The organism is Pantoea sp. Taur (assembly GCF_009830025.1).
Taxonomy (GTDB): Bacteria; Pseudomonadota; Gammaproteobacteria; order Enterobacterales; family Enterobacteriaceae; genus Pantoea; species Pantoea communis.
Window position 1 is genome coordinate 39,778 of sequence record NZ_SZZZ01000009.1, and the last position, 14,940, is coordinate 54,717.

Annotated in this window: 10 protein-coding genes; 4 read left to right on the forward strand and 6 right to left on the reverse strand. The window is 55.2% G+C overall.

The window, feature by feature from the left end; all coding sequences use genetic code 11:
- Positions 1-49: 49 nt before the first annotated feature.
- Positions 50-3,964, reverse strand: coding sequence for an enterobactin synthase subunit F (locus FD744_RS13750; protein WP_160868485.1), 3,915 nt, complete (start codon positions 3,962-3,964; stop codon positions 50-52).
- 32 nt (positions 3,965-3,996) lie between these two features.
- The gene (fes, locus tag FD744_RS13755; RefSeq protein ID WP_160868486.1) at positions 3,997-5,208 is read right to left on the reverse strand and encodes an enterochelin esterase; all 1,212 of its coding nucleotides are present in this window, start codon (positions 5,206-5,208) and stop codon (positions 3,997-3,999) included.
- A gap of 260 nt (positions 5,209-5,468) precedes the next feature.
- Here fes and FD744_RS13760 point away from each other — a divergent pair, with 260 nt between their 5' ends.
- A complete protein-coding gene (locus FD744_RS13760; protein ID WP_160868487.1) occupies positions 5,469-7,742 on the forward strand; it encodes a TonB-dependent siderophore receptor in 2,274 nt (757 codons plus the stop codon).
- On the opposite strand, the gene pmrB is transcribed toward FD744_RS13760, so the two are convergent.
- From pmrB to dacB, 3 genes are read right to left on the reverse strand one after another with little or no spacing between them, the layout of a single operon-like run.
- Positions 7,739-8,797, reverse strand: a complete 1,059-nt coding sequence (pmrB, locus tag FD744_RS13765; RefSeq protein ID WP_160868488.1) for a two-component system sensor histidine kinase PmrB — start codon at positions 8,795-8,797, stop codon at positions 7,739-7,741. The genes FD744_RS13760 and pmrB overlap by 4 nt on opposite strands.
- Entirely contained in the window at positions 8,794-9,456 is a 663-nt protein-coding gene (pmrA, locus tag FD744_RS13770; RefSeq protein WP_034826547.1) for a two-component system response regulator PmrA, read from the reverse strand. Before pmrA ends, pmrB begins: the two co-directional genes overlap by 4 nt.
- A complete protein-coding gene (gene dacB / locus FD744_RS13775) occupies positions 9,456-10,889 on the reverse strand; it encodes a serine-type D-Ala-D-Ala carboxypeptidase (protein WP_160868563.1) in 1,434 nt (477 codons plus the stop codon). Before dacB ends, pmrA begins: the two co-directional genes overlap by 1 nt.
- 246 nt (positions 10,890-11,135) lie before the next feature.
- Between dacB and greA the strand changes: the two genes are divergently transcribed.
- A complete protein-coding gene (greA, locus tag FD744_RS13780) occupies positions 11,136-11,612 on the forward strand; it encodes a transcription elongation factor GreA (RefSeq protein WP_034826545.1) in 477 nt (158 codons plus the stop codon).
- 128 nt (positions 11,613-11,740) lie between these two features.
- Here the strand turns inward: greA and yhbY are convergent, their stop codons facing one another.
- Positions 11,741-12,034, reverse strand: coding sequence for a ribosome assembly RNA-binding protein YhbY (gene yhbY / locus FD744_RS13785; protein ID WP_034826542.1), 294 nt, complete (start codon positions 12,032-12,034; stop codon positions 11,741-11,743).
- Between the two features lie 126 nt (positions 12,035-12,160).
- Between yhbY and rlmE the strand changes: the two genes are divergently transcribed.
- Both rlmE and ftsH read left to right on the forward strand, forming a co-directional pair.
- Positions 12,161-12,790 carry a 23S rRNA (uridine(2552)-2'-O)-methyltransferase RlmE gene (gene rlmE, locus FD744_RS13790; RefSeq protein ID WP_034826540.1) on the forward strand — a complete coding sequence of 210 codons (630 nt, stop codon included), beginning with the start codon at positions 12,161-12,163 and terminating at the stop codon, positions 12,788-12,790.
- Positions 12,791-12,963: 173 nt separating this feature from the next.
- A complete protein-coding gene (ftsH, locus tag FD744_RS13795; RefSeq protein WP_034826538.1) occupies positions 12,964-14,895 on the forward strand; it encodes an ATP-dependent zinc metalloprotease FtsH in 1,932 nt (643 codons plus the stop codon).
- The last annotated feature ends 45 nt before the right edge of the window (positions 14,896-14,940 follow it).

Here is a 14,940-nt window from a genome sequence, read left to right on the forward strand (position 1 = left end):
GATCAGTTATCGCCGGGAGGCCCTTCGACCTCCCGGAAATCGACCAACTTTAGCCTAATATCCGCTGCAAAAGCGGTCCAATCTGCTCAAACATCTGCGGAGAAATAATCTCCACGTGTGCACAATCCATCGGCCAAACCTCTAACTCACCGACATACGGTGCCCAGGCGCGACGCGCATCCTGATCGGGCTGCTGCGTCTGCTCCGCGAGGAACAGTGTGGCGCGACCGTTGAAACGCGCACTGCGCGCGGTGGCCAGCAGACGCACCGAGCTGGCGTAGTTGGCTTCGATGGTATCGAACATCGCACGCATCTCTTCGCCCGCCTGATGGCGCTGGGCGGCGATAAACTGTTCGCGCTCGCGATTCACCTCTTCCAGCACCGCCGGATCCAGCACATTCTCGCCACGCTTTTCATCCCAGTTCTGCGTTTCCGGCGGCCAGGTATCGAGCAGGCCGAGGAAGGCCACCTCTTCACCTGCCGCTTCCAGTCGTGCCGCAATACCTTGCGCCAGCGTGCCGCCCAGCGAATAACCGAGGAAGAAGTACGGCCCGTGCGGCTGCACTTCACGTAAGGTTTGCAGATGCGCATCACACACCTCGTCGAGATGCGCGCTTTGGTTCAGCGGGCTCTGGGGATTCGGCGACTGAATCCCCACCAGCGACCAGCGCTGATCGAGATAGCGCTGCAGAATACTGAACTGCCAGGCAAAACCCGACGCCGGATGGAAGCAGAACAGTGTCGGACCGTTGCCCTGACGCAGCGGCAGAACGGCTTCAAAACCTGCCTGCTGATGCGATTGAGTATCGCTCAGCAGCCGGGCGAGTTTTTCCACCGTTGAAGCCACCATAATCTGCCCCACCGAAACCGGCTGTTGCAGTTCGCGGCGCAGTTGGGCAGCTAAGCGCATCGCCAGCAACGAGTGGCCACCGAGGGCGAAGAAATCATCCTGGGCGCTGATGGTGTCACGCGCCAGCAACTGGCAGAAAGCCTGCGCCAATTGGGTTTCCAGACCGGGATGCGGTTCACGGCCCACGCTGTCAGCTGCATTTTTTGGCAGCGGTAAAGCTTTGCGATCCAATTTACCGTTGCTGCTCAGCGGGAAGGCATCGAGCTGTACAATTGCCACCGGCACCATATGTGCAGGCAGCCGTTGCGCCAGTGCATCACGCAGCGCGTCGCCATCGACAACGTGCTCTGCGACGACGTAACCCACCAGCTGACGCGCGTCACCGCCTTGTGCAGCGGCACCGCCGAGTACCACCGCGTGCGTGACTGCCTGCTCGATACCGGGCTGTGCGCTCATCACATGATCGATTTCGTTAAGTTCTATACGCTGGCCACGGATCTTCAGCTGATCGTCGCTGCGTCCGAGGTATTCCACCGCGCCGTTATCCAGCCAGCGCGCCACGTCCCCGGTCAGATACATGCGCTCGCCAGCGGCAAAAGGATCGGCGATAAAGCGGCTGGCGGTCAGATCCGGGCGGCCAAGATAGCCGTGTGCCAGCTGTACGCCGGTTAAGTAAAGATCGCCCGCCACACCAGGCGGCACCGGCTGCATACGCGCATCAAGAATGCGAAGTCCGGTATTCCACACCGGGAAACCAATCGGCACGCTGGCCCCTTCAACGGCTGCCAAAGCTTCGCCAAACGCCGGATACCAGCTGACATCCACTGCCGCTTCGGTCGGGCCGTACAGGTTGTGCAGTGGTACCTGCGTCAGTTTTTCCCATTCACGCGACAGATCGGTCGGCAGCGCTTCACCGCTACAGAAGACGTTACGTAAGCTGCCACAGCAGGCAATCGCTGGCGCACTGTCCAGCGCCGCGACAAAGGCGGCCAGCATCGAAGGGACGAAGTGCGTGGTAGTCACTTTGTAACGCGCAAACAACTGCTGAAGAGCTTCAGGATCGCGGTGCGCTTCCGGCGGTGCCATCACTAGTTGCGCGCCTACCAGCAGCGGCCAGAAGAATTCCCATACGGATACATCGAAACTGCTTGGGGTTTTCTGCAATACCACGTCGTCAGCTTGCAGCGGATAGCGATCCTGCATCCACAATAGGCGGTTGACGATCGCCTCATGACCGACCAATACGCCTTTCGGACGCCCGGTAGATCCTGAGGTGTAGATGATGTAAGCGCCATCCTGTGGTGTCGGCTCGCTGGCGGGTGGTGACGCGTCTGGCGCGGTATAGAGCGCATCAAAGTGCAGCTGCTTAACAGAATCGATAGCGCTAAAGCGGGCGCTCAATTCCACTGAGGTGATCAGCGTTTTGGGGGCGGCATCTTCCAGCATTAGCTGCAAACGTTCGTCGGGGTAGCCGGTATCGAGCGGCAGATAGGCCGCGCCGAGCGACACAATCGCCTGCAGTGCCAGTGAGAGCTGCACTGAACGCGGCAATGCCACTGCGACGATATCGCCGCGCTGGACGCCCGCTGCACTAAGATCCGCTGCCAGAGCATACAACTGCTGCTGCATCTCACGGTAGCTTAACTGGTGCGTCGCATCAGCCAGCGCCGGGGCATCAGGCGTACGCGCGGCCTGTTGCGCCAACAGTGAGGCCAGCGTTTCTGCCGGAACAGGGTGCGCGGTCTGGTTGATACCGGCAATTTGTACGTGCTCTTCTGCGGTTAGCAGATCCAGTTCACCCAACGCACGCTTCGGTTGCTCCGCCAGCTGATCCAGCAGCAAAGCAAAACGGCTGGCGTGGCGAATCAGCGTCGATTCGCTATAGCGCTCCGCATTCGCCAGCAACTCCAGCGTCAGTTCACCCTGTTCGCTGATGTAGATAGCGATTTCCAGATCGCGCACCGGGCCTGATGCCAGCTGATGGGTTATGCCTTCAACGCCAGCAAAATCGAGTTGATAGTCAAACATCTTCAGGTTGATCACCGGACCGTACAGCGGGTCACCATCGCCAAGGCGACCGAGATCGCGCTGCACCTGTTCCGCGTCATAACGCTGGTGGCGGCGCATTTTCTTCACTTCACCTGCCAGCTGGGCAGCCAGTGCGCTTAGCGGCTGGGTGGGATCGTAATGCACGGCCATCGGCAGCACGTTGATCACCGGACCGGTGGCACACAGCGCGGCGGATCCGATGCGGCGCATAAAGATGAATCCAGCGGCGAAATCATTTTGTCCGCTGAGTCGCGCCAGCCACAGCGCCACCAGCGCAAAGGCCAGGTCAGCAGCGCTGGATTGTGGATGCTGATTCACCAGGGTCTGGAAGGTGCTGCGATCGAGCGTCACGCTGTGGCGCAGCAGATCGGTGGTCGCGCTTTGTCCAGCCAGCGGCAGCGGTGATAGCGAAGCCGGTGAGGGCAGCGCTGCGCCTTTTTCGCGCCAGAAATCACCATCGCGCGTGAATGAAGAGGATTCCTGATAACGCTGGTACTCTTCGACGACTTCGCTAAACGGGATGAACGGGGTTGGCTCGGCCTCTTGCTGCTGCACGGCGGCAGTGTAAAGGTTAGCAATACGGCGAGTGATGGCGGTAAAGCTGAAACCATCCACCACTAAGTGGTGATAACGCTGATACCAGAACCAGTGCTGATCGCCAATGCGATACAGCGTGTGATGCCATAAAGGTGCACCGCTCAGTACGCGTAGATCACCGTTCATGTCTTCACGCATTAACGCGCGGGCTTTGGTGGCCGCATCGGGTTCAGCGCGCAAATCCACGATTTTTGGCGCACTGAACGTCTGCGGTTGCAGCCACTGCAGTGCTTCGCCCTCGACTTCGGCAAACGCCATATTCAGCGTATCGGCTTCCTGCATGCCAGCCACGATGGCCTGCGCGAGCAGGTCTGTGTCGATGGCGCCGGACAATTCGACAAAGTGCGCTACTGCATATGCATTGTGGTGCTGGGTCAGCTGGTCGGCAATCCAGATGCCGGGCTGGGCTGCCACTAAGGGCAAGGTGTGTTGGTCGGTCATGGTTTTGTTCATCAGAGATTCAGACATCTGTGCTCCGGTTTGCGTCCTGCGTGATGAAGTTAAGTCGGATTGCGCCACAGGGCTTGCAGACCGTCGAGCAGACCACCGCGCCAGCATAGCGCGTCATGGCCGCCCTCCACCGGCAGGTAATTCACCTGATAGCCGGCAGCGGTAAGTTTTTGTTCTAATTGTTGATTGGCTTGCAGAATCAGGCCTTCACGTTTACCCGCCTCCAGCCAGAAACGCAGCGGCTGTTTCGGAGCCAGTCCGCTATCCAGCGCCTGCAAAAGCCAGCCGTATGGGTTGCCACGTTCGGGCCACCAGAATGATCCAGAGAGGCTCAGCGCATTGCCAAACGTCTCCGGGAAATGTAGCGCGGCAAACACCGATGCCAGCCCGCCGAAACTTTGTCCAGCCACCAGCGTGCTATCTGCCTGTTGGCGATAGGGTGCCCATTGCGCCACCTGCGGCAGTAACTCCTGCTGCACGGCTTGCCAGAACTGCGGATTACAGGGCAGTTCACGACTACGGTGTTCACGATCGATGATGTCAATTAACAGATAAACGGCAGGTGGGAGTTTCCCTGCGTCAGTAAGTTGCTGCAATGGCCCGGCAATCGGCATTTGATTCGCCCAGAACTGCCCATCCAGCAGAATGGCCAGTGGACGTTGCGCGTTATCGGATTCGCCGGTGGCATAAATCCACACTTTGCGACTGTTACTTAGTAACGCGCTATCCCACTGATATTGTTGCAAAGAAACAGCCGATGCGCTGCCATCATCCACGGCTTGCCAGATTTGCTGGTCAGGGGCCTGCGGGAGATGCAGCGGCGAAACGCCCATGCCACGCCCACCGGCCCAGCCGCGCAGTGTATTCAGGGGATCGGCCTTCGCCGTGGGGAATTTGTCACGCCACCAGTTTCGCAAGGCATACATGTCCGCTTCACCGCTAAAGTCGGTTGCCTGCTCATCGGGCATCAGGCAGTAGCTGCCACGCCAGTTTGATTGCAGCGCAGTTTGCCAGTACCACACATCGGTACCCGTTACGCGCACCAATGACTGAGGTGGACGTTTCTGGTGGTGATCGGTCACGCCAGTGATGTTGATCCATACACGCTGAGTCGCTGACGTTTTTTCGCTGCCTTGGGGATCGCGCCAGAAGAAGGTCACCAGGCAGGTGCCATCCTGCTGAGGGTCAATTCGCGGAATACCCTGAGTTTGTTGCTCCTGCCACCAGGCTTCGCTACCGGTTACATCATTTCGCCAGGTCATAGGGGCTGCCAGTCACTGTGTAGGGAAAGATTTACATAAGATTAATAATTAATACTATTGATAACTATTTGCATTTGCAATAGGGTGTTTCCGCTCAAAAGAGCACGCTCGTTCCGCCTGACTCTTTCCTTCCTGGAAGGTTACGCAACGGATGGCACTGCCAGGTCTGGAACTGGGCGCGATAAGGACAGGGATATTCTCACCGGCTCGCCAGTTAAGAATCCAACGGCATTTTACTGGCCATCCAGGAATGAAAAACAATGACGCGTTACTCACGATTATCATTAGCTATTTTGATTGAACTGGGGCTGAGCGCCTCACTGCTCTCAGGCAGCGCCTGGGCAGCAGACACTTCCAGCAAGACGACCAGCAGCCAATCCACTACCGACGCCGAATCGATGAACGGCGGCACGTTGATGGTGACCGCCCAGCAGCAAAACCTGCAGGCACCCGGCGTTTCCACCATCACTGCAGATGAAATTAAAAAGCATCCGCCTGCACGTGATGTCTCTGAAATTATTCGCACCATGCCGGGCGTTAACCTGACCGGTAACTCCACCAGTGGCCAGCGCGGTAACAATCGCCAGATCGATATTCGCGGCATGGGCCCGGAAAACACCCTGATTATGGTGGATGGTATGCCAATCACCAGCCGCAACTCCGTACGTCTGGGCTGGCGTGGTGAGCGTGATACGCGCGGTGATACCAACTGGGTGCCGCCAGAAATGATCGAACGCATTGATGTGATTCGTGGCCCGGCCGCGGTGCGTTACGGTAACGGCGCAGCAGGCGGTGTGGTTAACATTATCACCAGGAAATATACCGATCAGCAGTGGCACGGTTCGTGGAATACCTACTTCAATGCGCCGGAACACAAATCGGAAGGCGCGACCAAACGCACTAACTTCAGCCTCGAAGGGCCGCTGGGTGATGACTTCAACTTCCGCTTGTACGGTGGCTTAGCGAAAACCCAGGCCGATGCTTATGACATCAACGAAGGCCATGCGGCAGCGCGTACCGGTACGTATGCGGGCAGTTATCCTTCTGGTCGTGAAGGCTCGGTCAATAAAGATATCAATGCGTTACTGAGCTGGGCATTTGCTCCGATGCAAACCCTGGAGTTGCAAGCGGGTTACAGCCGTCAAGGCAACCTTTACGCAGGCGATACGCAGAACACCAACACCAGTGCGCTGGTGAAAAGCCTCTATGGCGATGAAACTAACCGCCTGTATCGCCAGAATATCTCGTTGAAATGGACCGGTGCCTGGGATAACGGTGTCAGCACCAATACCTATGCGCGCTATGAGAAAACCCGTAATACTCGTATCAATGAAGGTCTGGCGGGCGGTACAGAAGGTATCTTCTCTAACGATGGTTTCAACACCATTCAGTTAGACGATATTTTACTGCACAGCGAAGTTAGCATTCCGTTTGAGTGGCTGATTAATCAGACGGCAACGCTGGGCGCCGAATGGAACCAGCAGAGCATGAAGGATCCCTCTTCAACCACTCAGGCTGCTAACTATGGCTCTGTACCTGGCGTGTCGAATACCGGTCGTAGCCCGTATTCACAGGCAGAAATCTTCTCGCTGTTCGCTGAAGACAATATGGAGCTGACCGACAGCACCATGCTGACGCCAAGCCTGCGTTTCGATCATCACTCGATTGTGGGCAACAACTGGAGCCCGTCGCTGAACCTGTCGCAAGGTTTGGGTGATGACTTCACACTGAAGATGGGGGCGGGCCTGGCTTATAAAGCGCCAAGCCTGTACCAGACTAACCCGAACTACCTGCTGTACAGCAACGGTCAGGGCTGTGCTGCCAGCACCGGTGCCTGTTATCTGCAAGGTAACCCAGACCTGAAAGCCGAAAACAGTTTCAACAAAGAGATTGGACTGGAGTGGAAACACGAAGGCTATCAGGCGGGTCTGACCTGGTTCCGTAACGATTACCGCAACAAGATTGAAGCGGGTTACGCAGCCGTCGGTAAAGCCTCAAACGGCACCACGGATATCTACAAATGGGAAAACGTACCGAAAGCGGTGGTGGAAGGGCTGGAAGGTACGGTGAATGTGCCGTTCTCGGATAGCGTGAGCTGGAACAACAACTTCACCTACATGCTGCAGAGTAAGAACAAGGAAACCGGCGATCGTCTGTCGATCATCCCGGAATACACTCTGAACTCGACGCTGAGCTGGCAGGCAACGCAGGATCTGTCATTGCAGACCACCTTGACCTGGTACGGCACGCAGACACCGAAAAAGTATGACTATAAAGGTCAACCGGTGACGGGTAGCGCGGCCGATAAAGTGAGTCCTTACTCCATCATTGGCCTGAGCGGGACTTACGATGTGAATAAGTACGCCAGCGTGACCCTGGGTATCGACAACCTGTTTGATAAGCGTCACTTCCGCGAAGGTAATGCGCAAACCACCGGTAACGCCACAACAGGTGCCTACCTGTACGGTGCGGGTGCCAATACTTATAACGAATCAGGCCGTACTTACTACATGAGCCTCAACACTCACTTCTAAAGCAGTTGATGCGGTAAATAGCAGCGGGCAATCAGCCCGCTGCTATCTTTACGGTTGACCAGCTCCAGCCTGCCACGGTGCATCTGTACAATGCGCAGCACAATGTTCAGACCTAATCCGCTGCCACCGTAGCGCTGATCGCGACGGCGGAAGGCTTGCGTCAGTTCTTCTGCCGCATCGGCCTCAATGCCCGGCCCCTGATCCCACACCTCGATAATCACCTGCTGCTTGTCCTGCTGCATTTTCACCTTCACATCACTGCCTTCTGGGCTGTAGCGTGAGGCGTTTTCCAGCAGATTACGCAGCATCAGGCGCAGCAACACGGCTTCACCCTGTTGCGGAATATCTTTGCCGTGCGGCCAGTGCAGTGTTTGCTGTCGCTGTGCATAAAGTTCGGCCATTTCCGGCTGCAGCGGCTGCATGATGTCTTTTTGCCACAGCAACTGCTGATAGTGACCGCCTGCCAGCGCCTGGCCGGCTCGCGACAGCATCAGTAGTTGCTCCACGGTGTGCATCAACTGGTCGATACGTTCAATCAGCATCTCACTCTGCGGCACGTTCTGCTGGTGCAGCAGTTCAAGGTGCAGACGTAAACCGGCCAAAGGGGTACGCAATTCATGCGCGGCATCGGCGGTGAAGAGGCGTTCCTGTTGTAGCGTGTGGTCGAGCCGCGAAAATAGCTGATTAATGGAGGTGGTCACGGCAACGATTTCATCCATTTCTGAATAAACCGGCAGCGGGGTGAGATTATCGGCGGAGCGATGGGCGAGGCTATCCTGCAGGGATCGTAATGGACGAATGATCCAGTTAATCGCCCAGAATGACAGCAGCAGCGTCAGAGCGATCATCACCAGTGAAGGCAACAGCAGGGAAGCGATGGCTTCACGGATCTCATTCTCGACGCGGTCGTTACGCGCCTGAGCAGACAGCGTTTCGTTGACCAGGAAACTGATCTGTTCGCGACTCTCATGCCATAACCAGATGGCGCTCATCACCTGGCAGGTGAGGAGAATCAGCGCCAGCATAATCAGTAACCGCTGACGCATGCTATTCATTCGCGCACTTCCAGGCGGTAGCCCACGCCACGCACGGTTTTGATACGATCTTTTCCGAGCTTACGGCGCAGATTGTGGATATGAACTTCTAAGGTGTTAGATCCGGGATCGTCATTCCAGCTATAGAGATCCTGCTGCAGCGTTTCGCGATGGACGTTCTGACCGACACGCATTAACAGGCGCGTCAGCAGTGCGAACTCTTTTGGGGTAATTTCCAGTGGACGCTCTTCCAGCAAAACCTGCTGCGAACTAAGATTGAGGGTGAGATCACCTTGTTGCAGCAAATTATCGCTATGGCCCTGAAAACGACGAATCAGTGCACGCACGCGTGCCTGCAGTTCAACCAGCGCGAAAGGTTTGACCAGATAATCGTCGGCACCGGCATCCAGGCCATCCACGCGATCCTCCAGTGCATCACGTGCCGTCAGGATCAACACCGGTACGTTGATGCCATCGCGCCGCCACTGGCGCAGCAGCGTGGCACCATCGCGATCTGGTAAACCTAGATCCAGAACGATCAGGCTGTACTGCCCACTGCGTAAGAAAGCATTACTCTCTGCAGCAGTACTCGCGCAGTCAACAGCATATCCTTGTGCGCTAAGGGCCTGAGCAAGGCCCGATTGCAACAGCGCGTCATCTTCAACGATCAGCAATTTCATTAGTTGTTTTTGTTGATATCCGAGTAGAGGCGGCTTTCAAAGCGTACCAGAGGAATGCGCCGCGTTTTCTGATCTTCAGGCGGCACCGCATAACCAGAAAGATACTGCACAAAGGCGACACGTGCACCGCTGGAAGTGGTAATAAATCCAGCCAAATTATAAACGCCCTGCAGCGAACCGGTTTTTGCTGACACTTTGCCATCCAGTCCGGCTTCATGCAGGCCACCACGATATTGCAACGTGCCGTCATAACCCGCCAACGGCAGCATCGAAATATAATTCAGCGTTGAGTCGTTTTTCGCAATGTATTGCAGTACCTGCATCATGGTATCTGGCGCAATTAAATCGTGACGCGACAGGCCTGAACCATCGACCTGAATGCTGTTGCCGAGATCGACGCCCGCTTTTTCACGCAGTATGCGGCGTACCGCATCAGAACCGGCGCGGAACGTACCGGGTACGTTGAAATAGTGATGGCCGATGGTGCGGAACACCGTATCCGCAATCATGTTGTCCGATTTCTTCAGCATGGTGTGCAGCAGATTGTGCAGCGGCGCGGATTGCGTCGACGCGAGCACGGTTCCCGGTGAGGTAACCTGCGTCTGACGCACTAAATGGCCGCTGTAATCGATATCCGCGGCACGCAGTTCGGCCTTGAGGATTTCGCCCGCCCAGACGGCACCATCTTGCACCGCAAACGCCAGCGGCAAGGGTTCGGCGCGTTGGCGCATGCAGCCGGTCAGCGTGTAGCGGTTCAGTTCACCTGGCACCACATCCAGTTCGCAATATTGCCCATCACCACTGTTGCGGCCAATGGTACGCACCTGACTGAACATATGTGCCGGATAATAGGACGCAATGCGCACAAAGGCGTTTTCGCCCGGCGTGGTGGCGCTATAGAGCGAGACTGAGAAGCAGTTTTTGTCGACAATGGCCGCCCCAGGTGGGGCGCTGAAGCACTGCGTCAGGTCATTCCACGGCCAGCCGGGTGCCATATCGTGGCTGGCGAACACGGACGTGTCGATCACCAGATTGCCTTTGATATGCGTAATGCCCTGCTTTTTCAGGGCCGCCACCATGTTGCGCAGATCCTGACGGCTCAGTGTCGGATCGCCACCAAAGCGCGCCACTAAGTCGCCATTGAGCCTGCCATCGCTGACTGAACCCTTGGTTTCCATCGTGGTTTGAAAACGGAAGTCCGGACCGAGTTCCAGCAGGGCCGCCAGCGCGGTAATCACCTTCATGGTACTGGCCGGCAATGCCATCTGTTTGCCGTGATAGTCGATTATCGGGGTTGATGCGCCCACTTTTTGTACCATCAGCGCCAGGTTTGCGCCGTCTGGCAAATACTGCATGTATTCTTCAACGGGGGCTGCTTGTGCCTGCAGCATAAACGCACAGGTTAATCCGGTAACAAGTCGTGAAAATCGCATAATCTCGCGGTAACTGACGGGTGAAGGCGTCAATACTACGTCCCGAGGCGGTGCAAAGTAAACGATGACCCACAGGGAACTCTGGGGTAAAATACGTATCAAAATGCAAAACCGAACCTGACCCGGAAAGCTTTCCGGGTCAGGCTTCTTTTGCTTGTGAAAAGAGGTAACGCGCCGCAGAAGCTGTTTTCTGCTGTCACCGGTCAGGATGACGCCGTTAACCAGGATAGATGACGAGGAGCCAAAATGAATCAGATTCCGATGACGTTGAAAGGCGCTGAGAGCCTGCGTGAAGAGCTGAACGAACTGAAAACCGTGAAGCGTCCGCGCATCATCGCCTCTATTGCCGAAGCCCGTGAGCATGGCGATCTAAAAGAAAATGCCGAATACCACGCTGCCCGTGAAGAACAGGGTTTTTGCGAAGGCCGTATTCAGGAGATTGAAGCCAAACTCTCCAACGCTCAGGTGATTGATATCACGACGATGCCCAAAACCGGCCGCGTGATTTTTGGTGCTACCGTGACCATTTTGAATGTGGATACGGACGAAGAATTCACTTACCGCATCGTGGGTGATGATGAAGCTGACTTCAAACAAAACCTGATTTCAGTGAACTCGCCGATGGCGCGTGGTTTGATTGGAAAAGAAGCAGACGACGTTGCGATTGTGAAGACACCGGGCGGCGATGTGGAATATGAAGTGTTAAAGGTGGAATACCTTTAAGATATTGCTACGCTTTGAAATGTGTAGCCGCATATTGTAAAGAAAGGAAAAAGGCCGCATAGCGGCCTTTTATCCCATGCAGGAGCATGGCACTTTCTCTGCCCGTCATGGCAGCCTTTACGGCTTAATTAACGTGGCAGAGTAATTTTGCGCTCTTTTGCAGGGCGATACAGCACCAGCGTGTTGCCGATGACCTGTACGTTACAAGCTTTTGTTTCACGTACGATAGCGTCAACGATCAGCTGCTTGGTTTCACGATCTTCAGAGGCAATTTTCACCTTGATCAATTCGTGATGCTCGAGCGCCAGTTCGATTTCGGCGAGCACGCCTTCGGTCAAGCCATTACCGCCCAGCATAACAACGGGCTTCAGTGGATGGGCAAGGCCTTTCAGGTGCTGTTTTTGTTTGGTACTCAGATTCATCGTATTTTTTACTTACTCAGGGATTGAAAACGGTTCATTCTACCGCCATCTCGGGTATATCGCCAAATCAACGCGACTCATTGCGTACTGATTTATCGCTACGATGAAGATTTAATTGGAAAAATTATGACGGGTAAAAAGCGTTCGGCCAGTTCCAGTCGCTGGCTACAGGAACACTTTAGCGATAAATATGTGTTGCAGGCACAGAAAAAGGGGTTGCGTTCGCGCGCCTGGTTTAAACTGGACGAAATTCAGCAGGGTGACAAGCTTTTCAAACCCGGCATGACAGTGGTAGATCTGGGTGCTGCGCCCGGCGGTTGGTCGCAATATGCGGTACAACAGATTGGATCGAACGGTCGTATTATTGCCTGTGACTTGCTTCCCATGGACCCGATCGTCGGTGTCGATTTTTTACAGGGCGACTTTCGTGAAGAGGCAGTGCTGAACGCATTGCTGGAGCGAGTAGGTGACCAAAAGGTGCAAGTTGTTATGTCTGACATGGCGCCGAACATGAGTGGTACACCTGCGGTTGATATTCCACGATCGATGTATTTGGTAGAGTTGGCGCTGGAAATGTGTCGGGATATCCTGGCGCCTGGCGGCAGTTTTGTAGTGAAAGTGTTTCAGGGAGATGGCTTCGAGGAATACCTGCGGGAAATTCGCTCCCTATTTACGAAAGTGAAAATTCGTAAGCCAGACGCTTCTCGTTTACGTTCGCGTGAAGTGTACATTGTGGCGACAGGGCGCAAACTATAGCTCTCGGTACCGGAATCAAAGCAAGGCGAACTGCGTTTACTCTGATGTGTAATTCTGAGTTTCAGTGAAAAGCAGTAAAATCATCAGCGCCGCGATTCCAGGTCTGAAGGATATATAGTACCCTACGCTGTCTGTTAACACCGTTGTAATATGAGGTTAATCCCTTGAGTGACATGGCGAAAAACCTGATTCTCTGGTTAGTCATCGCGGTCGTGCTGATGTCTGTCTTCCAGAGCTTTGGGCCCAGCGAGTCGAATGGCCGTAGGGTTGATTATTCAACCTTCCTGTCGGAAGTGAACCAGGATCAGGTCCGCGAGGCACGTATTAACGGGCGTGAGATTAACGTTGTCAAAAAAGACAGTAATAAATATACGACTTACATTCCTGTCAACGATCCAAAGTTGCTTGATAACCTCTTGACCAAAAACGTCAAAGTGATTGGCGAACCACCAGAAGAGCCAAGCCTGCTGGCTTCCATCTTCATCTCCTGGTTCCCAATGCTGCTGTTGATTGGCGTTTGGATCTTCTTTATGCGGCAGATGCAGGGCGGCGGTGGCAAAGGCGCGATGTCCTTTGGCAAGAGTAAAGCCCGCATGCTGACCGAAGACCAGATCAAGACCACGTTTGCTGATGTCGCAGGTTGCGATGAAGCGAAAGAAGAAGTGGGTGAACTGGTTGAATATCTGCGCGAGCCAAGTCGCTTCCAGAAACTGGGTGGTAAGATCCCGAAAGGCGTCCTGATGGTCGGCCCTCCGGGTACCGGTAAAACCTTGCTGGCTAAAGCGATTGCTGGCGAAGCAAAAGTGCCGTTCTTCACTATCTCCGGTTCTGACTTTGTTGAAATGTTCGTGGGTGTCGGTGCATCTCGTGTGCGTGACATGTTCGAGCAGGCGAAGAAAGCCGCGCCGTGCATCATCTTTATCGATGAAATCGATGCTGTAGGCCGTCAACGTGGCGCCGGTTTAGGCGGTGGTCATGATGAACGTGAGCAGACGCTGAACCAGATGCTGGTTGAGATGGATGGCTTCGAAGGTAATGAAGGCATCATCGTTATCGCCGCAACTAACCGTCCAGACGTACTTGACCCCGCGCTGCTGCGCCCAGGTCGTTTTGACCGCCAGGTTGTGGTCGGTCTGCCAGATGTCCGCGGTCGTGAACAGATTCTGAAAGTGCATATGCGTCGTGTGCCGCTGGCCACTGACATCGATGCAGCGATCATCGCACGTGGTACGCCGGGCTTCTCGGGTGCTGACCTCGCTAACCTTGTCAACGAAGCGGCACTGTTTGCTGCACGTGGCAACAAGCGTGTGGTCTCGATGGTTGAGTTCGAGAAAGCGAAAGACAAAATCATGATGGGTGCAGAACGTCGCTCCATGGTGATGACGGAAGCGCAGAAAGAATCCACCGCTTACCACGAAGCGGGCCATGCGATTATTGGTCGTCTGGTACCGGAACACGATCCGGTGCATAAAGTGACAATTATCCCGCGTGGACGTGCGCTGGGTGTGACCTTCTTCTTGCCAGAAGGTGACGCGATTAGCGCCAGCCGCCAGAAACTTGAAAGCCAGATCTCAACGCTGTACGGCGGTCGTCTGGCGGAAGAGATCATCTACGGCGCAGAACACGTTTCTACCGGTGCATCTAACGACATTAAAGTCGCCACTAACCTGGCGCGCAACATGGTGACGCAGTGGGGCTTCAACGAGAAGTTAGGTCCGTTGCTGTATGCTGAAGAAGAAGGCGAAGTGTTCCTCGGCCGCTCTGTGGCTAAGGCGAAACACATGTCAGATGAAACAGCACGCATCATCGACCAGGAAGTTAAACACCTGATCGACAGCAACTACCAGCGTGCTCGTGTTCTGCTGGGTGAGAACATGGACATCCTTCACGCGATGAAAGACGCGCTGATGAAGTATGAAACCATTGATGCGCCACAGATTGATGACTTGATGGCTCGCCGTGAAGTTCGCCCACCAGCAGGTTGGGATGATTCAGGCAGCAGCAGTTCATCGGACAACAATGGGACGCCAAAGGCGCCACGTCCGGTTGATGAACCGCGTACGCCAAATCCTGGCAACACCATGTCAGAACAGCTCGACAAATAAGAGGCCATAAACCTCAGCAAAAACCCCGGCCGGTCCGGGGTTTTT

Coding starts and splice junctions, on each gene's coding strand:
- ftsH (WP_034826538.1), top strand. CDS start 12,964: ATGGCGAAAAACCTGATTCTCTGGTTAGTCATCGCGGTCGTGCTGATG.
- greA (WP_034826545.1), top strand. CDS start 11,136: ATGAATCAGATTCCGATGACGTTGAAAGGCGCTGAGAGCCTGCGTGAA.
- FD744_RS13760 (WP_160868487.1), top strand. CDS start 5,469: ATGACGCGTTACTCACGATTATCATTAGCTATTTTGATTGAACTGGGG.
- FD744_RS13750 (WP_160868485.1), bottom strand. CDS start 3,964: ATGTCTGAATCTCTGATGAACAAAACCATGACCGACCAACACACCTTG.
- pmrB (WP_160868488.1), bottom strand. CDS start 8,797: ATGAATAGCATGCGTCAGCGGTTACTGATTATGCTGGCGCTGATTCTC.
- rlmE (WP_034826540.1), top strand. CDS start 12,161: ATGACGGGTAAAAAGCGTTCGGCCAGTTCCAGTCGCTGGCTACAGGAA.
- yhbY (WP_034826542.1), bottom strand. CDS start 12,034: ATGAATCTGAGTACCAAACAAAAACAGCACCTGAAAGGCCTTGCCCAT.
- fes (WP_160868486.1), bottom strand. CDS start 5,208: ATGACCTGGCGAAATGATGTAACCGGTAGCGAAGCCTGGTGGCAGGAG.
- pmrA (WP_034826547.1), bottom strand. CDS start 9,456: ATGAAATTGCTGATCGTTGAAGATGACGCGCTGTTGCAATCGGGCCTT.
- dacB (WP_160868563.1), bottom strand. CDS start 10,889: ATGCGATTTTCACGACTTGTTACCGGATTAACCTGTGCGTTTATGCTG.